Source organism: Pseudomonas sp. NFACC14 (assembly GCF_900106885.1).
Classification (GTDB): Bacteria; Pseudomonadota; Gammaproteobacteria; order Pseudomonadales; family Pseudomonadaceae; genus Aquipseudomonas; species Aquipseudomonas fluorescens_AA.
Genome location: NZ_FNOA01000001.1, coordinates 911686 through 930973, shown reverse-complemented (window position 1 = coordinate 930973; position 19288 = coordinate 911686). Strand labels below are relative to the sequence as shown.

Here is a 19288-nt window from a genome sequence, read left to right as displayed (position 1 = left end):
GTGCTGTGCGTCGCCCATGACCATGCCCACCCTGGGAAGTTTGCAATGAGCCAAGAAACGATACTCTTCAACCGCCCGTACATGACTGGCAAGGAACTGGATTACATTGCCCAGGCCAAGTTCGGCAACATGCTCGCCGGTGATGGTCCGTTCACCAAGCAGTGTCACCGCTGGCTGGAATCCCACACGGGTTGCAATAAGGCATTGCTCACCCACTCCTGTACCGCCGCGCTGGAAATGGCGGCCTTGCTGCTGGATATCCAGCCCGGCGACGAAGTCATCCTGCCTTCCTATACCTTCGTGTCCACGGCCAACGCCTTTGTGCTGCGTGGCGCGGTGCCGGTTTTCGTCGATATACGTCCCGACACCTTGAACCTGGACGAGCGCCTGATCGAGGCGGCGATCACGTCACGGACCAAGGCCATCGTGCCCGTCCATTACGCCGGTGTGGCCTGCGAGATGGACACTATCGTGGCCATTGCACGTCAGCATGGGCTGGCGGTGGTCGAAGACGCCGCGCAAGGGGTGATGTCTACCTATAAGGGCCGGGCCTTGGGCAGCATCGGAGACCTTGGAGCCTTCAGTTTTCACGAAACCAAGAACGTGATTTCGGGGGAGGGCGGCGCTTTGCTGGCCAATGACCCGGCAATGGCGCTGCGAGCCGAGATCATTCGGGAAAAAGGTACCGATCGCAGTCGATTCTTCAGGGGCGAGGTGGACAAATACACCTGGCAAGAAGTGGGCTCCTCGTTTCTGCCCGGGGAAATGACTGCGGCCTTTCTTTGGGCCCAGTTGGAAGAGGCGCAAGCCATCACCCAGCGCCGCCTGGCGATCTGGGAGCATTACCATGCCGCTTTGGCGGGGCTTGAGCGGCAAGGGTTGCTGCGTCGTCCGATCGTTCCTGAAAATTGCCAGCACAATGCGCACATGTACTACGTGCTCCTGGCCCCTGGTATGGAGCGCCAGGTTGTTCTCGAGGCGCTCAAGAGCCATGCCATCTATGCGGTCTTCCATTACGTGCCGCTGCATTCATCCCCCGGTGGCGCGCGTTATGGGCGTGTGCATGGCTCAATGGAAATCACCGATGGTTATTCCGAGCGGCTGTTGCGTTTACCGATGTGGCTCGGTCTCTCCAAGGATCAACAAGACCGGGTGGTCGATGTGCTCGGCGGCGCTTTGGCAGCCCTTGCCACTTAGCGGCATAACACCGCCGGTTTTTCGACTTCGACTCAACTGAACGGTGCCCCCTGAACCCCCAGAGCCCTTTGTTTCCAGGGCCTGGGCCCGCCAGAAAAAAGTTGGTCTGCAAATTGCTTCAGGCTGTGCAACACAGCAGTGGACGGCAAACGTCCGGCATGCAGAGGAACGACAGTGGACAAGTACCTTTATGTGGCAATGACCGGCGCCAGCCAGAACGCACTGGCGCAACGGGCCCATGCCAACAACCTGGCGAACATCTCCACCAATGGTTTTCAGAAAGACCTGGAGCAGGCGCGCTCGATGCCTGTATTCGGTGACAGCTTTCCGGCGCGGGCCTTTGCCCTGTCCGAGCGTCCCGCTACTGACTTCACCCCGGGCGCGCTGGTGGAAACCGGTCGTGACCTCGACGTCGCGGTGAGCGGGCCGGGCTGGATGGCTGTGCAGAACCCCGACGGCGGTGAAAGCTACGTGCGCACCGGTAGCCTCAATGTCGATGCCCTGGGCGTACTGCGGGCCGGCAACGGCATGCCGGTGATGGGCAATGGCGGTCCGATCGCCGTGCCGCCGGAACAGAAAATCGAAATCGGCCAGGACGGCACCATCAGCATTCGCGCCATGGGTGAAGGCCCGCGGGTGATGGCTGAAGTGGACCGCATCAAGCTGGTCAACCCGGACCTCAAGAACATGACCAAGGGCCTGGACGGCTCGATCCGGACCAAGGACGGCCAGCCGGCGCCCATCGATGCCAACGTGCAGTTGGTGTCGGGGTTCCAGGAGGCGAGCAACGTCAACGCCGTGGATGAAATGACTTCGGTGCTGGCCCTGGCCAAGCAGTTCGAGCTCCACGTCAAGATGATGAACACCGCCAAAGAAGGCGATGAAGCCATGGCTCGGGTCTTGCAGATCTAATCATTAATTACAGCGCTGCGCCGAAAAACAGGCGTACGAGGAGAATCGAATGCTTCCGGCTCTATGGGTTGCCAAAACAGGTCTGTCCGCCCAGGACACCAACCTGACGACCATTTCCAACAACCTGGCGAACGTTTCGACCACGGGTTTCAAACGTGATCGCGCCGAGTTCCAGGACCTGCTGTATCAGGTAAAACGCCAGCCTGGCGCCCAGTCGACCCAAGACAGCGAATTGCCGTCGGGCCTGCAAGTGGGTACGGGTGTACGCATTGTCGGCACCCAGAAAAACTTCAACGCCGGCAGCCTGCAGACCACCGAGCAGCCGCTGGACATGGCCATCGACGGTCGCGGTTTCTTCCAGATCCTGCAGCCGGACGGCACCACGTCCTACACCCGTGACGGTACGTTCCACCTCGACTCCAACGGTCAGATCGTCAACGCCAGCGGCTTCGCCCTGGAGCCGGCGGTCATCATTCCGAACGATGCCCAGACCTTTACCGTGGGCCGTGACGGCACCGTGTCCATCACCGTGGCGGGCAACCCGGCCGCCCAGGTGATCGGCAACCTGCAGACCGCCGACTTCATCAACCCGGCCGGCCTGCAAGCGGTGGGCAACAACCTGTTCCTGGAAACCGCCGCCAGTGGCGCGCCACAAATCGGCACCCCGGGCCTGAACGGTTTCGGCACCACGCTGCAGAACACCCTGGAAACGTCCAACGTGAGCACCGTCGAGGAAATGGTCAACATGATCACCACCCAGCGTGCCTACGAGATGAACTCCAAGGTGATCTCCACCGCCGACCAGATGCTCTCCTTCGTGACGCAGAACCTGTAATCACGTCGCACATCGGTAATTACGCAGACAGGGCGGCCTGAGGTCGCCTGCAACACCAAGAGGTAGGGTCATGAAACGCTTCGTATCTGTTCTGGCACTGAGTGGGGTCACCGCGCTGGCGGGCTGTGTCGCGCCGACGCCCAGGCCCAATGACCCGTACTACGCTCCGGTGTTGCCGCGCACGCCGTTGCCTGCCGCCGCCAACAATGGCTCGATCTACCAGGCCGGCTTCGAGCAGAACCTGTACGGCGACCGCAAGGCCTTCCGGGTCGGTGACATCATCACCATTACCCTGAACGAGCGGACGCAGGCCAGCAAGAACGCCAACTCGCAAATGGACAAGACCAGTAATACCAGCGTCGGCCTGACGTCGTTGTTCGGCTCCAGCCTGACCACCAACAACCCGATTGGCAGCAACGACCTGAGCCTCAACGCCGGTTACAACGCCGACCGGGCCACCAAGGGCGACAGCAAGTCCGGCCAGAGCAACAGCCTGACCGGCTCGATTACCGTGACCGTCGCCGATGTGCTGCCCAACGGCATCATTGTCGTACGCGGCGAGAAGTGGCTGACCCTCAACACCGGTGACGAACTGGTGCGCATCGCCGGCATGGTTCGCGCCGACGACATCGCCACCGACAACACCGTTTCGTCCACCCGTGTGGCCGATGCGCGCATCACCTATTCGGGCACCGGTGCCTTTGCCGATGCGAGCCAGCCAGGCTGGTTCGACCGTTTCTTCCTCAGCCCGAAGTTCCCTTTCTAGGTGGCCCAGTTGAATCTTAAGCAGCTGTTGATCGGTGCCCTGGTGATGTCCGCAGCCTTTAGCGCTCAGGCCGAGCGTTTGAAGGACATCGCCAGCATTTCCGGCGTGCGTTCCAACCAGTTGATCGGCTACGGCCTGGTCGTGGGCCTGAACGGCACCGGTGACCAGACCACCCAGACCCCGTTCACCCTGCAGACCTTCAACAACATGTTGTCGCAGTTCGGCATCAAGGTGCCGGCCGGTTCCGGCAACGTACAGTTGAAAAACGTCGCGGCGGTGTCGGTCAGTGCCGACTTGCCGGCGTTCGCCAAGCCCGGCCAGCAAGTGGATATCACCGTTTCGTCCATCGGTAACTCCAAGAGCCTGCGTGGCGGTACGTTGTTGCTGACGCCGCTCAAGGGTATCGACGGCAACGTCTACGCCATCGCCCAGGGCAACCTGGTGGTGGGCGGTTTCGATGCCGAGGGGCGCGACGGTTCGAAGATCACCGTCAACGTTCCGTCGGCCGGTCGCATCCCCGGCGGTGCGTCGGTGGAACGTGCGGTGCCGAGCGGTTTCAACCAGGGCAACAGCCTGACGCTGAACCTCAACCGCTCCGACTTCACCACCGCCAAGCGCATCGTCGACAAGATCAACGACATGCTTGGCCCAGGCGTGGCCCAGGCCATCGACGGCGGCTCGATCCGTGTCACCGCGCCGCTGGATCCGAGCCAGCGGGTCGACTATCTGTCGATCCTGGAGAACCTCGAGGTCGATCCGGGCCAGGCGGTGGCGAAAGTCATCATCAATTCGCGCACCGGCACCATCGTCATCGGCCAGAACGTCAAGGTTTCCCCGGCCGCCGTGACCCACGGCAGCCTGACCGTGACCATCACCGAAGACCCGATCGTCAGTCAGCCGGGGCCATTGTCCAACGGCCAGACCGCCGTGGTCCCGCGTTCGCGGGTCAATGCCGAGCAGGAAGCCAAGCCGATGTTCAAGTTCGGCCCGGGCACGACCCTGGATGAAATCGTCCGGGCTGTGAACCAGGTCGGCGCGGCGCCGGGCGACTTGATGGCCATTCTCGAAGCCTTGAAGCAGGCCGGCGCGTTGCAAGCCGACCTGATCGTGATTTGAGGGGCGAGTCATGGATATGCGCAAGGGCGCTTTGATCAGCGGGGATTCGGGTTCCTACTCGGACTTGAATCGCCTGAACCAGCTCAAGGTCGGCGACAAGAACAGCGACGGCAACCTGCGTAAAGTGGCGCAGGAATTCGAATCGCTGTTCCTCGGCGAAATGCTCAAGTCCATGCGTTCGGCCACCGAGGCCTTGGGCAAGGACAACCCGTTGAACACGCCGGAAGCCAAGCAATACCAGGAAATGTACGACCAGCAATTGGCCGTTTCCATGTCCCGCGAAGGCGGCGGTATCGGCCTGGCCGATGTGCTGCTGCGCCAGATGTCGAAGAACAAGCCACTGGCGCCCGGTGAGGCGGCGACCTTGTCGGCGGCCAAGCAGCAAGAGGCCTTGGACAAGGTCGCCAAGGCGCCGGTCCCGACGCCGGTGGCGGCCGGGACCTTGCCCGCCGACGGTCCGTTGTCGCGCACCAATGGCCAGCGTCCGTTATGGGCTTCGCGGGCCGTGAGTGCGCCACAAGGCGCCGAGGGCGTCCACCGCAACGACATGGAACTGCTCAACCAGCGTCGCCTGGCCCTGCCGCCGAAACTGGCTGACCGTCTGCTCGCCGGGCTGGTGCCGTCGGCCTCGGCCAATGCCGATGTCCCTGCGCAGAACCTGCTGCCGGATCGCGCCGTCGCCGCCGTCAAGCCGGCCACCGGCGAGCTGGCCAATGGCGACTGGCTGGCCGCGCTCAAGGCTGCCGAGCCGAAAGGGGACATGCAGGTCTATGGTCGTGCCGTGGCCCAGCCACCGCTGGCACCGGCGCGCAAGGCCTTCCGCGATGCCGATGAATTCGTCAACGCCATGCTGCCAATGGCCAAGGAAGCCGCCGACCGCATCGGTGTCGATCCACGCTACCTGGTGGCCCAGGCCGCCCTGGAAACCGGTTGGGGCAAATCGGTGATGCGCCAGCCCGATGGCAGCAGTAGCCACAACCTGTTCGGCATCAAGGCCAGCGCCAACTGGAAGGGCGATTCGGCACGGGCGATCACCAGCGAATTCCGCAATGGCGCGATGGTCAAGGAGACGGCCGAGTTCCGTTCCTACGCCTCGTATCGCGACAGTTTCCATGACTTGGTCAACCTGCTGCAAAGCAACAGTCGCTATCAAGATGTGCTGAAGTCGGCCGATAACCCCGAACAGTTTGTACGCGAGTTGCAGAAGGCCGGTTACGCCACCGACCCGCACTACGCCAGCAAGATTTCGAACATAGCCCGGCAGATGACGAGTTACCAAAACTACGCTTCTGCAGGCGCCACCACGACTTTATAAGGTCTGAACCATGAGTTTGCTCAATATAGGGATGTCGGGTCTGTCAGCAAGCCAGACTGCCTTGGTGACCACGGGTAACAACATTGCCAACGTCGATACCGCAGGGTATTCGCGTCAGCAGACCGTGCAGACCACCAAGGCCTCGAACCAGTACGGCAACGTGTTCATTGGTTCCGGCACGACCCTGGCCGACGTGCGCCGGGTGTACAACGCCTTCCTTGAAGCGCAACTGAAAACCACCACGTCGCTCAACAGCGACGCGGCGGCCTACCAAGGTCAGATCACTCCGCTCGACTCCCTGCTGTCTGACAGCGGCACCGGCCTCAACGGCGCCCTGACCAAGTTTTTCGCCTCGGTGCAGAACGTCAACGCCAAGCCAGGTGACGATGCATCCCGGCAGTTGCTGCTCAGCGATGCCCAGGCCTTGAGCAACCGTTTCAATTCGATTTCCAACCAGTTGACGGAGCAGAGCCAGAACATCAACGGCAACCTGTCGAACATGGTCGACCAGGTCAATAACCTGGCGGCCACCGTTGCGCAGTTGAACAAGAAAATTGCCGAAGTCTCCAATGCCGGCGGCGCCCCCAACGACCTGCTCGATGCCCGCAGCGAAACCATTCGCCAACTGTCGACCTTCACCGGCACACAGGTTGTCGAGAACGGCAGCAGCCTGGACATCTACCTGGGCTCCGGTCAGCCGTTGGTAATGGGCAACATCGTCAATACTCTGGAAGCGGTGCCGGACAAGAACGATCCGGGGCGCATGGGCATCCAGCTCAACAGCGGTTCCAGCTCCATGGACCTGACGTCGGTGCTCACCGGCGGCGAGATCGGTGGCCTGATGCGCTACCGCAGTACCGTGCTCGACCCGGCCATGAACGAGCTGGGGCGCGTGGCCCTGGTGGTCGCCGACCAGATGAACAGCGTCCAGGCCTCGGGCATCGACATGAACGGGGCCTTCGGCTCCAACCTGTTCACTAACATCAACAGCGCCACGCAGGTCAGCCAGCGCAGCGTTGCGTCGTTGAACAACAGCGCCGGCTCCGGCAACTTCAACATCGCCATCAAAGACTCCGGCAAGCTGACCACCAACGACTACAAGGTGACGTTCACCAGCGGCACGGACTACACCGTCCAGCGCCTGCCCGACGGCACCTCGATGGGCGCGTTCAACACCGCGACCACACCACCGCCGGTGATCGACGGTTTTTCGATGACGTTCGCCAACGGCACCGCAGCCGCCGGCGACTCGTTCAAGCTCACCCCGACCCGCGACGCGGCGGCCAACATCAAGACCGAGATGACCGACTCCAAGCGGCTGGCGATTGCCGCGCCGTTGGGCGCCGCCATCGTGCCAGGGGGCAGCGGCACGCTGACCATCCCGGCCAGCGGCCAGCCGAGCATGACCACCAAGCTGGACATCTACGACGCAGCCACCACGACCATCATCCAGAACGGCATCAAGAACTCCATGCCGGTCAAGGTGGTGTTCGGCGCGACGTCCGCCGATGGCACCAGCCAGGCTTATCAATTGCTCGATGCCAAAGGTGTCCAGATCAGCAATGGCACGATCAAGCCCGGCGAAAGCAACACCTTGAGCCTGAGTGTTCCGCTCAAGGACGCCAGTGGCAATCCGATCATGGATTCGTCCGTGCCGCCGGTACAACGCACCGTCACGTTCGACATGTCCATTGCCGGTGCCCCATCCAACGGCGCCTCGATCAATGTCAGCCTCAGCCAGCCCGGCAGCCTGGACAACCGTAACGGTACTGTCCTGGCCGGTCTGCAGACCGCCAAGACCGTCGACACCGGCTCCAGTAGCAAGGGTATTTCCCTGAACGATGCCTACGGCAAGCTGGTGGAAGGCGTCGGCGCCAAGGCCGCCCAGGGCAAGCTCGACAGCGCCGCCACTGGGGCGATCCTGGACAACGCCAAGACCGCTCGCGATTCGCTGTCGGGCGTGGACCTGGATGAAGAAACCGGCAACCTGGTCAAGTTCCAGCAGTACTACACCGCGTCCTCGCAGATCATCAAGGCTGCGCAACAAATCTTCAGCACATTGATCAACAGTCTTTAAGGAGCCGTAGCCCATGCGCATTTCCACCTCTCAGTTCTACGAAAGCACGGCTGCGAACTACCAGAAAAACTTCGCCAAGGTGGTCAAGACCAGCGAGGAAGCCAGCAGCCTGGTGCGCGTGAACACCGCCGCGGATGATCCGGTGGGCGCTTCGCGCCTGCTGCAGTTGGGCAACCAGGCTTCGATGCTTTCCCAATACGAAGCCAACGTCACCACCATCAAGGCGACCCTGGGCACCACCGAAGCGGTCATGACCAGCATTGGCAACGTGCTGCAGCGCGCCAAGGAATTGGCCGTCAGTGCCGGTAACGCCGCCTACACCGACGCGGACCGTAAAGCGGTTGCCTCGGAACTGGGGTCGATCGAAGATCAGTTGCTGAGCCTGATGAACACCAAGGATGAAAACGGTAAGTACATCTTTGCCGGATCGAAGGGCGATGTCGTACCGTTCACTCGTAACGATGACGGCACCTACACCTACAACGGCGACCAGGTGACCCTGGACCTGCCGATCGGCGATACCATGTCGATGGCCACCAACAGCACCGGCTGGGAAGTATTCCAGCAGGCCGTCAACACCAGTCGCACCCAGGTCACCATGACTGCGCCAGCGGTGGATGATGGTCGCGTGGTGCTGACCAACGGCCAAGTCTCCTCCAGCGTGAGCTACAACAGCCAGTTCCGAAGTGGCGAGCCGTACACAGTGGAGTTCGTCAGCGGCACCCAATTGAAAATCACCGACTCGGGTGGCAACGATGTGACCGCCGAAGCCAGCAAGGGCGGGGTCATCGAGCCTAGTAACCAGCTCGGGCAGACGGTGAGCTTTCGCGGCGTCGACCTGACCTTGAACGTCAACCTTCATGCCGGTGACGTTGCGGGCACGATCTTGCCCGGTCATACCTTCACCCTGGCTGCCAAACCCGACTCGTTCACGCCGGCCCGCAGTCCGGGCAACGCCACCGCGACCCAGATCACCAGCAGCGCAATCACCGATCCGACGGCTTACCACGCCAGCTTCCCGACGGGAGCGGCGGTGCTGAAGTTCACCAGCGCCACGGACTTCGACCTGTACGCCGCGCCACTGACCGCCGACAGCAAGCCGGTGTCCAGCGGCACCCTGGCAGGCAACGTCGCCACCGCATCCGGCGTGAGTTTCACCCTCAATGGTGCCCCGGCCGCCAACGATCAGTTCAGCATCGCGGTCAATACCCACGAGACGCAGAACGTCCTGGACACCGTGAACCAGTTGCGGACTGCTTTGAACACGCCGGCCGATGGCGACAACATCGCCATCCAGAAACTGAATGCGTCACTGGCTTCGGCTATCGGTAACCTGGCCAGCGGCACTGACCAGTTGACCAGTGCATTGAGTTCGGTCGGTGGTCGTGGCCAGTCGCTCGATACCCAGAGCGATACCAATCAGAGCTTCGTCCTCGCCAACTCGCAGACCCAGTCGGCGATTCGTGATTCCGACCCGGCCGAAGTGATGACGCGCCTGACCTTGCAGCAGACGATGCTGCAGGCATCGCAGTTGGCGTTCAGCAAAATCACGCAATTGGGATTGTTCAACAAAATCTGATCCAGGGCAGGGACCGTGACGCTATAAGCGGTCCCCGACCGTTCCTTTATACGATTCAGGACGTCCTGCTCTCGCCTGAGTTGACGCCCACCGGTTGAGAGCCAAGCGTGTGAAATCAGCTCCTCTTGTCAGCATTGCCATCCCCGCGTACCACCCACGCTTTTTCCGCCTCGCCTTGCAAAGCGCGCTCGAGCAGACCTACGAGAACCTGGAGATAGTCATCTGCGACGACTGCCGCAGCGATGGAATCGAGCAGATTGTCCAGGAAGTTGGCATGGGTTCCACTGTTGCGGTGCGTTACCTGCGCAACCCGACCCGACTGGGGTTCCAGCAGAATCTGTTGCGTTGCCTTGAAGAGTCCCGGGGCGAGTTCATCAAGTTCCTGTGCGATGACGACCAGTTGCTGGCGTTCTGCGTCAGCCAACAGGCGGCCATCTTGCAGGAGCATCCTCAAGTATCGCTGGTGATCAACAAGCATCATTTAATCGATGCCGACAACTATGCCTTGCCGATCCGCGTTGAAAATACGGGCATCACGCAGTTCGATGCGTTGTTCAACGGCAACGACATGCTGGCGTATTTTGAAAAGACCACCCGGAATATTCTCGGTGGCTTGAGTGGCGCATTGATGCGCCGCACAGATGTCGAGGCCTTGCTGCCAGCGTTGGCGCGGCCCGGTGAAGGCTTCGAGGCTGTCCTCGATTTTGCCTTGTTCATCTGCCTGTTGCGCCGGGGCGATCTGGTCCAGCTTTATGCCGAGGGAAGCGGCCAGCGGTTGCATCCGGAGCGCCTGGCGCGTCAGGCCAAGATGCTTGAAGCGGCCACGGTGGAGCTGACCTGGCTCAAGGAAATGCTCGCCCAGCGCAGTGGCGAGCCGGCGCCAGCCAGTGGCTGGGTGCGTTACCAGTCGCTGGGGCAGCCCAAGGAGCCAGGCGCGCCCGAGTGGGAAGAAATCAACGTCTATTCAGTCATTGCGACTCGCCAGGGCGTCATCGGCTCGCAAGTCGGCACGGACATCGAAAGCTACGCAGACCTCTATGCGCAGTGGCTGACATGTCGACGTTTCAGTCCATTGCGCAAGCAAGTCTTGTCCCGGCAGATTGCCCGCTGGGCCTATCGGCCGATGATCGTTCCCGTCATCATCGATGAGCAGGACGATCCTTATGCGCTGGGTATTACCCTGCAGAGTATCGCTGCCCAAGCCTATGCCTGCGAATCGGTGCTGCTGCTGTCCAATGGGCGCCAGGCTGTGGACAACCATGTCCTGCGCCTTGGCCTGCAAGCGGACTGGGCGCAGCAGCTCAATGGGCTGTTGCCTCAACTGGACGGCGCCGACTGGTTCTATCTGCTGCGTGCCGGCGATCGCTTGACTGAGTCGGCACTGCTGATCATGGCCGATCGGATTGTCAGCTCGCCGGCTGCTGCCTGTCTCTACAGCGATGAAGGTGCGCTGGTGGATGACAAGTCGGTGGAGCCGATCTTCAAACCTGACTTCAATCTCGACCTGATGCGCGGTTATCCCTATGTCGGTCGGACACTGGCTTTCGAGCGTGCCCGATTCCTGGCCTCGGGTGGATTCGATTCGAGCCTGGGCGAGCTGGCACCCCATGACTTGATCTGGCAGTTGGTGGAAACGGACGGGCCACAGGTCATTGGCCACATTCCCGAAGTCCAGGTCGAGTCAACGTTTTCGTTTGCCCAATGGCTGTCGTTGCCGCAAGTCATCGAGCAAAACGCCCGGCTGATCGAAGCTCATCTACAGCGTATCGGCGTGCCTTACCGGCTTCACCCAGGACCGCTCCTGGCGCTGGTCCCGCGCATCGAATACCTGTTCGACGAGCGACCCCTGGTGTCGATCGTCATCAGCGTCAAGGATGACCTGGGCGCACTGGAGCGTTGCGTCAACAGCCTGATCAGCACGACCGCGTATCCGCACTACGAGATCATCATCGTCGATAACGCCAGTGAAAACGCCGAGCTGCAGCATTGGCTGCGGGCCATGGCCGAGCTGGGCAGTGAAAAGTTGCGAATACTCCTGCACCCGGGAAGCGACAGCGAAGCGGTGATCCGCAATTTCGCCGTACAGCATGCCCGCGGCGAATACCTGTTGTTGCTGAACCCCAATTGCATCGTGCTGGAAGCCGCCTGGCTGGATGAGTTGCTCAATCATGGGCAACGTCCCGAGGTCGGTATCGTGGGGCCTCGCACACTCAACCAGCAAGGCCGGGTCATCGACTCCGGCATGATCATGGGGCTGGGTGGGTTGGCGGGCAGGGCCTTCGTCAACGAGTCGGTCACGTCTGGCGGCTATATGCAGCGCTTGCAGACGGTGCAGAACTGGAGCGCTGTCGGCGATCACTGCCTGTTGGTGCGCAGGCAGGTTCTGGAGGAAGCCGGTGGGTTCGATGAGTCGATCACGACGCAGCGCATCAACGCTCTGGAGCTATGCCTGCAGGTCGGAAAAAACGGCTACCTGATCGTCACCACGCCTTACAGTGATGTTGTGCTGGTGTCCGGCGTGGAAGCCAGTCGCGATCCTTCGTGGAAGCAGCGGCTGGAGCTCGAACAAGAGGCGTTCTATCAGCGCTGGCTGCCCAGGATCGCCAACGATCCTGCCTACAACCGTAACCTGACCCTGACCGGGAAAAGCTTCAGTCTCGAGCCCGGGCCACGCACCGGCTGGAATCCGCTGATCACCCGCAACGTCCCTTCGATCCTGGGGCTGGCGGTCAATACCTCGGCGGTGGGGCACTACCGGGTCAGCCAGCCGTTATTCGAACTGGAAGCGGCTGGGCGAGTCGTGGGACGTGTTGCCTACGATACGCCTTCGATCATCGACATCGAGCGCCAGTCACCGGATGTGATCATCCTTCAGGGTCGCTATAACGTGGGTAAGTTCAAGGACATCGCTCAAGTCAAGACTTACTCCAACGCCATGCGCATCTACGAATTGGATGACTACATCGCCCGGGTCCCGGAAAAAAACGAACACCGCCGTAATATGCCGGACAACCTCGAGGACTTGCTGCGTCAAGGGATCGGCCTGTGTGATCGGGTCGTGGTCTCGACCCATCCGCTGGCGGACGTCTTGTCCAGCATGCACCACGACATCCGCGTCGTACCGAACATGCTGGCTGCAGGCTTGTGGAACCGGCTCAGAAGCCAGCGTGCAACCTCCAGCAAGCCGCGTATCGGTTGGGGAGGCGGCACTAGCCACCGTGGCGACCTGGAGCTGATCGCCGATGTCGTGCGGGAGTTGGCCGACGAAGTCGAATGGGTGTTCTTTGGCATGTGCCCCGATTTGCTCAAGCCTTATGTCCATGAGTTTCATCCGGGCGTGAGCCTGGCGGCTTATCCGGCGAAGCTTGCCAGCCTGAACCTCGACCTGGCCTTGGCGCCGTTGGAGTTCCATATTTTCAACGACTGCAAGAGCAACCTTCGCCTGCTGGAATACGGTGCGTGCGGCTACCCGGTCATTTGTTCGGATACCGAGGCTTATCGGGGGCACCTGCCTTGTACCCGGGTCCTCACCAACAGCACCGAAGAATGGCTGGAGGCAATCCGTATGCACCTGGCGGATCCGATTGCCAGCTACCGGATGGGCGACGAATTACGTGAAGTGGTGCTGCGCGACTTTATCTTGCGCGGCGATAACCTGCAGTACTGGGCCAATGGTTGGCTACCGGATTGAGAGTTTCAACCTACGAAACTCCCGGTGTCGCTGATGCGGTCACCCCACTTGTTAAGGAATGAATATGCAAAGCAATGTCCCAACAGGATCGACTGCGCCGTTGAGTGAACGGTTTACCCTGGTGCTGCTCGCTCACGACCAGTCGACTGCCCTGCGGCGGGCGTTGCGCCACTACCGCGACAGTTCGTTCGCCGTACTGGTGATCGACTCATCGAACCTGATCGACGCTGATATCACGGTAGCGTTCCCTGGTGTGCAATACCTGCACGTGCCCACGGCCATTGGTTTCGGCGACAAGGTTCGCCAGGCCGTCGAGCGCGTCGCCACGCCTTACCTGGCGATTGCCGAGGTTGAGAGTTTCCTGCTGCCGCCGGCGCTGGAACAGGCGTTGGGTTTCCTGGAGGCGCACGCTCAGTACAGTGCCTGCCAAGGCTACAGCCTGGCGTTCGAGGCCCATGCCGATCGTGTCGACTATTACTTGCTTGATCGCAAGGGCTGTGAGGATTATTCCGGCCCATCGGCCGAAGCCCGGCTGGCCGTGTTTGCCGAGGATTGCCCGTCCCTGGTGAATGCCCTCACGCGCACTGAAACCCTGCGGCGCAGTTACGCTGCGTTGCCTGCCGGTTTTGATTCGCGGTTGCAGGAGGCCGGCCATTGCTATGGGGTGATGGCGGATGCCAGGGTTCGCTTGCTGGACATCCCTTATGGCCTGCATGAACGTAGCCGCGTGGCGAAGCCACAGAATCTGGTTGCCACGGCGCCAGGCTCCGTGGACTTGCGTGCGGTCGCTGAACAGGAGCGTTTTGCCACGGCCCTGGCCGGTGCCTTCGGTACGGATACCTCGGTGCGGGACTATGCCAAGGCCATCGTCAAGAAACTGGACGAGCGTTCAGTGCCACAGACCAGGAAGCTGTTCGAGTCGATCTGGGATTCGCGGCGTGGCGAGCCGGTGCGTCGTTTCGAACCGACGCAATACGTTGAGATGCCGTTCTATAACCAGGCTTTTTTCGACGTGCTCACTTCGCTGGAGTTCCTGCTGCATGCAGCGCCAAGCGGGCAGGTGCAGTTGAAGGAGCTGGAAGCCGTCATGCTCAGGCAGAAGGAGCTCTCCCGCCCCCAGCGCAACACCAGCGCCGAGCCGCTTGATGAACAGCTGGCGAGGGCTTTCCTGAGCTATGCCTTCAACCAGGATCTGGTGGAGCAACTGCTCGAGGTCATGCAGGCCAAGGGTGACAAGCGCTACGTGCAAATGCTCCAGGCCTGGGAGCAACGGCTCAAGGCGGCGGCGTTTGAAAATACCGCCAGGTTGTTCGACACCACGCACTCCGGTCAATTGCTGCGCTGGCTCGAAGCGCGTGAACCGAGTGCCAGGGAAGCCCAGAAAGTGTCCGAGTACCTGGCTGCTCGCAACGGTGGTCCTACGTTCGGCATTTTGGTCCTGGATTTGGACGCCGACATCTTCAAGATGCAAACCACCTTCGATAGCGTGCTCAATGGCTATTGCCGGGCGTTCAAGATTGTTGTTTTCACCACCGGCGACCTGCCGGCCGAGACGACGCCAAAGCAAGTCCTGCATTTCGTCAAAGTCAACGAAAGCAATTACATCGACAAAATCAATCAGGTGGTCAGCCAGAGCGATTGCGATTGGATGGTCATGGTCGAGGCCGGCGATGAATTGACCCCCGGCGGGCTGTTCCGCGCAGGCGTGGAATTGCTGGCCGCGCCGCAATGCCAGGCCGTGGCAATGGACGAGTTCCAGCGCCAGCCTGACGGGACCCTGGCCGATGTCTTCCGGCCAGGGTTCAACCTTGACTTGCTGCAAAGTGCCCCGGCGTTGATGGCCCGTCATTGGCTGGTACGCCGCGAGACGTTGGTAAGGCTCGGCGGCTATTCACGCGAGTTCAAGAACGCAATGGAGTTCGACCTGTTGTTGCGTCTGATCGAGCAGGACGGCCTGGAGGGCCTTGCGCACCTGGATGAGCCTCTGCTGACTTGCCAGGCGCTGCCGGTGGAAGACAACGCCGATGAGCGCAAGACGCTGCTGCGTCATCTGGCGGTTCGTGGCTATCAGGCCGATGTGGGCGCGGTCGTGCCGGGCACGCATAAAATCGACTACCGCTTTGCCGAGCGCCCCATGGTGTCGATCATCGTCCACGGTGCCTGCGACCTGACGACCCGACAACGAGGTCTGCTCAGCGTCCTGCAGCGCACGCGATATCAGCGCTATGAGGTATTGCTCTGCGCCGCCGCGGCAGACAACGCTGTGCTGCGTACCTGGCTCCAGGGGCAGGGGCACCAGGCAAGTCGTGTTCGCTTGTTGGATATCGAACCAGGCACGGCGACGGGCACATTGATCAACGCGGCCAGCCAGGAGGCCAAGGGCGACTATCTGGTGACGCTGGCGGCAGACAGTGAAGTGGTCAACGTCAACTGGATCGAATCGCTGCTCAACCAGGCCTTGCGTCCGGAAGTCGGCGTGGTCGGTGCCAAGCTGGTCGAGCGCGATGGACGTATCACCCAGGCGGGCCTGATTCTGGGCTTGAACGACGAAGTCGGCTCGGCATTCGTCGGCGAGCCGAAGACTGCCAGAGGCTACATGAACAGGTTGGTCGTCGAGCAGAACTGTTCGGCGGTGTCGTTTGCCTGCCTGATGATTTCCAAGCAACTATTCGAAGCGGCTGACGGCATAGACAGCGATTTGTTCGACGATGCCTTGGGTGATGTGGATCTGTGCCTCAGGGTTGGCCAGGCCGGTTACCTGACGGTATGGACGCCACATGTGCAGGTTATCCAGTCCGGTGTGCTGGCGAGTACGCCACAGACGCGTGCGGCGCTGCGTGAGAAGTGGTCCGGGGCGTTCGCTCAGGATCGGTTCTATAACGCTAACCTGGCGCTGCAAGGCGCTGGTTTCACCCTGGGTCCGGTGCGCAACGTACCCTGGACCGACTTGTTGGCATAACTCCGCCTTCCGAGGCGAGCCATCGACGCCGGCAGGTAGAACCTGCCGGCGCTCTCGCCCAATTGCACCGCCATCCTCAAGGTTCCTGTCCAGCATCCAATACCGTCGTGGGAAATGACACGGCTTCGTTTGTCATGAAAAAATGCTCCTCCAGGACAAAACGGCGTGACGCATAGGTCATAAAGTGCATCTTCACTGTATTGTATTCCCCGGAGTGGAGGCCTGTTCGTTCGCCTGATAAGGCCTGCGCCCTTGGAAATCAACCATTTTTGACGCGCCCCTGAGCTTTTGGGGGTGAACCTAGTCGCAGTTCATGATCGGGAAGCCATGATGATTGGCATAAAAAGCATAGCGAGTTATGTGCCGACCGCTGGTGTGGATAACTACGCTCAGGGTGCCAAATTCGAGAAGGATGAAGAATTCATCCTTGGCAAGATTGGTTCGGCGTTCCTGCCGCGCAAAGACGCTGACCAGGAAACCTCGGACCTGTGTGTCGAAGCGGTGAATGCATTGTTCGCCAACAACCCGCAGCTTTCGCGCGAATCCATCGACGCGTTGATCGTCGTCACCCAGAACGGTGATGAAGAAGGCCTGCCGCACACGGCCGCCATCGTGCAGGACAAGCTCGGGTTGCCGACCCATGTGGCGGCGTTCGATATATCGCTGGGCTGCTCGGGCTACGTATACGGCATTTATGCCCTGAAAGGCTTCATGGAGGCCGCAGGGTTGAAGAACGGGTTGCTGGTGACCGCCGACCCGTATTCGAAAATCGTCGACCCTGAAGACCGCAACACCACCATGTTGTTTGGCGACGCCGCCACCGCCACGTGGATGGCCGAGGGCGCCAGCTGGCAGTTGGGCAAGGCCAAGTTCGGCACCGATGGTTCCGGCGCGCCACACCTGAAGGTCAGCGACGGGGTGTTTTTCATGAACGGTCGCCAGGTGTTCAACTTCGCCTTGCTGAAAGTACCGGCTCATTTGCACGAACTGCTGGACGAATCCTCATTGCAAGCCAGCGACATCGACGCATTCTGCATCCACCAGGGCAGCGCGGCGATTGTCGATGCCGTGGCGCGACGCTTCGAGGGTGAACCTGAGAAATTCATCAAGGACATGGTCGAGACCGGCAATACCGTGTCGTCGAGCATTCCGCTGCTGCTGGAAAAGCACGTCCTGGATGCTGACTGGAAGCGCGTGGCAATCAGTGGTTTTGGTGTGGGCCTGTCGTGGGGCTCGGCGATTCTCTATCGCGATTGACCCGGTTACGTTCTTCTCAATAGCGCTTCAGGCTGGCCTGTGGCGCTATTTTTTTGCCCGCGACTTAATCCTGCGGTTTCTTGGCGCCATTTTTCAGACCTTGACCCTCCGCTAAACCCTTGTTTTGCAAGGGGTGGCAGTCTGCTAGCAAATTTTTTGAAAAAAGCCCTCAAGCAAGTTCCCAATCCGACGATAACTATTACGAAGGTTCTCTAGGCCACACCCCGGCGGTTGCCAAGGGCCGGAAGCCGCAGTACCCAACCAACGAGGAATTCGTCATGGCTTTAACAGTAAACACCAACACCACATCGCTGAACGTTCAGAAGAACCTGAACCGGGCTTCCGACGCTCTCTCCACTTCGATGACTCGCCTGTCTTCCGGCCTGAAAATCAACAGCGCCAAAGACGACGCCGCCGGCCTGCAGATCGCTACCCGTATGACCTCGCAAATCCGCGGTCAGACCATGGCGATCAAAAACGCCAACGACGGTATCTCCATGGCGCAGACCGCTGAAGGCGCGATGCAAGAGCAGACCAACATCCTGCAACGTATGCGTGAACTGGCCATCCAGTCCCGTAACGATAGCAACAGCGCAACCGACCGTGTCGCTCTGAACAAAGAGTTCTCGCAGATGAGCGACGAACTGACCCGTATCGCCAACAGCACCAACCTGAACGGCAAGAACCTGCTCGACGGTACTGCTAGCACCATGACCTTCCAGGTCGGTTCGAACACCGGTTCTGACAACCAGATCTCCCTGACCTTGAGCGCCAGTTTCGACGCTGCAAGCCTGGGTGTCGACTCGGCGATCACCATCATCGGTTCCGACAGCACCACTGCTGAAACCAACTTCTCGGCCGCCATGGATGCAATCACCAGCGCGATCGACACCATCAACAGTGCTCGTGCTGACCTCGGTGCTGCACAAAACCGTTTCGCCAGCACCATCTCCAACCTGCAGAACATCAACGAAAACGCCAGTGCTGCACTGGGTCGTGTACAAGATACCGACTTCGCTGCTGAAACTGCACAACTGACCAAGCAGCAGACTCTGCAGCAAGCGTCTACCTCGGTTCTGGCCCAGGCCAACCAACTGCCATCCGCTGTACTGAAGCTGCTTCAGTAATAGCTGGATGAGTTTTAGCGGGGGAGTGCGCTTGCGTGCTCTCTCGCTTTTTCCGTTCAAGAGGTGATGGACATGGATATGAGCGTGAAGCTGAACTTGTCTTATCCAGCGGCGAAGCCGGCACCTACAGTGGTCGACAAGCCAGTGGAGAAGCCTCAAGCCGAAGTTGCTACCGTGACCCCGGTGAAGGAAGCTCCTAAGGACGCTGCCGCCGAGCAGGACAAACTCAAGAAGGCCGTTCAGGAAATCGAGAAGTTCGTCCAGTCGGTCAAACGCAACCTGGAGTTCTCTATTGATGAGCCTTCAGGCAAAGTAGTGGTCAAAGTGATTGCCAGTGGTTCCGGTGAAGTGATTCGCCAGATCCCGAACGAAGAAGTTCTGAAACTGGCCAACAGTTTGAATGATGCAAACAGCTTGTTGTTCAGCGCTGAAGCCTGACAACCGGCACGAATTTTGT

General features: G+C 60.4%; 13 protein-coding genes. All 13 read left to right on the top strand.

Annotation, left to right across the window (positions count from 1 at the left end; all coding sequences use genetic code 11):
• Positions 1–45: 45 nt before the first annotated feature.
• The 13 genes from rffA to BLU85_RS04290 all read left to right on the top strand — a co-directional run bounded on the left by rffA (position 46) and on the right by BLU85_RS04290 (position 19269).
• The gene (rffA, locus tag BLU85_RS04350) at positions 46–1197 is read left to right on the top strand and encodes a dTDP-4-amino-4,6-dideoxygalactose transaminase (RefSeq protein ID WP_092204529.1); all 1152 of its coding nucleotides are present in this window, start codon (positions 46–48) and stop codon (positions 1195–1197) included.
• A gap of 174 nt (positions 1198–1371) precedes the next feature.
• Positions 1372–2109, top strand: a complete 738-nt coding sequence (locus tag BLU85_RS04345; protein ID WP_060738660.1) for a flagellar basal body rod protein FlgF — start codon at positions 1372–1374, stop codon at positions 2107–2109.
• A gap of 49 nt (positions 2110–2158) precedes the next feature.
• Positions 2159–2944, top strand: a complete 786-nt coding sequence (gene flgG, locus BLU85_RS04340) for a flagellar basal-body rod protein FlgG (RefSeq protein WP_092204530.1) — start codon at positions 2159–2161, stop codon at positions 2942–2944.
• Positions 2945–3014: 70 nt separating this feature from the next.
• A complete protein-coding gene (flgH, locus tag BLU85_RS04335; RefSeq protein WP_092204531.1) occupies positions 3015–3710 on the top strand; it encodes a flagellar basal body L-ring protein FlgH in 696 nt (231 codons plus the stop codon).
• Between the two features lie 45 nt (positions 3711–3755).
• On the top strand, positions 3756–4826 hold the full coding sequence (locus BLU85_RS04330; RefSeq protein WP_170847652.1) for a flagellar basal body P-ring protein FlgI: 1071 nt from the start codon (positions 3756–3758) through the stop codon (positions 4824–4826).
• A gap of 10 nt (positions 4827–4836) precedes the next feature.
• On the top strand, positions 4837–6141 hold the full coding sequence (gene flgJ, locus BLU85_RS04325) for a flagellar assembly peptidoglycan hydrolase FlgJ (protein ID WP_092204532.1): 1305 nt from the start codon (positions 4837–4839) through the stop codon (positions 6139–6141).
• A gap of 10 nt (positions 6142–6151) precedes the next feature.
• Positions 6152–8218 carry a flagellar hook-associated protein FlgK gene (flgK, locus tag BLU85_RS04320; protein ID WP_092204533.1) on the top strand — a complete coding sequence of 689 codons (2067 nt, stop codon included), beginning with the start codon at positions 6152–6154 and terminating at the stop codon, positions 8216–8218.
• 13 nt (positions 8219–8231) lie between these two features.
• A complete protein-coding gene (locus BLU85_RS04315) occupies positions 8232–9797 on the top strand; it encodes a flagellar hook-associated protein 3 (RefSeq protein WP_092204534.1) in 1566 nt (521 codons plus the stop codon).
• Positions 9798–9906: 109 nt separating this feature from the next.
• Entirely contained in the window at positions 9907–13488 is a 3582-nt protein-coding gene (locus BLU85_RS04310) for a glycosyltransferase (protein ID WP_092204535.1), read from the top strand.
• A 64-nt stretch (positions 13489–13552) separates the two neighbouring features.
• Positions 13553–16447 (top strand): TIGR00180 family glycosyltransferase, encoded by a 2895-nt coding sequence (locus BLU85_RS04305; RefSeq protein WP_092204536.1) that lies wholly within the window; start codon positions 13553–13555, stop codon positions 16445–16447.
• Positions 16448–16777: 330 nt separating this feature from the next.
• A complete protein-coding gene (locus tag BLU85_RS04300) occupies positions 16778–17704 on the top strand; it encodes a ketoacyl-ACP synthase III (RefSeq protein ID WP_027912745.1) in 927 nt (308 codons plus the stop codon).
• A gap of 278 nt (positions 17705–17982) precedes the next feature.
• Positions 17983–18831, top strand: coding sequence for a flagellin domain-containing protein (locus BLU85_RS04295; protein WP_092204537.1), 849 nt, complete (start codon positions 17983–17985; stop codon positions 18829–18831).
• A 72-nt stretch (positions 18832–18903) separates the two neighbouring features.
• Positions 18904–19269: a flagellar protein FlaG gene (locus BLU85_RS04290; RefSeq protein ID WP_003199070.1), complete on the top strand. Its 366-nt coding sequence runs from the start codon at positions 18904–18906 to the stop codon at positions 19267–19269.
• The last annotated feature ends 19 nt before the right edge of the window (positions 19270–19288 follow it).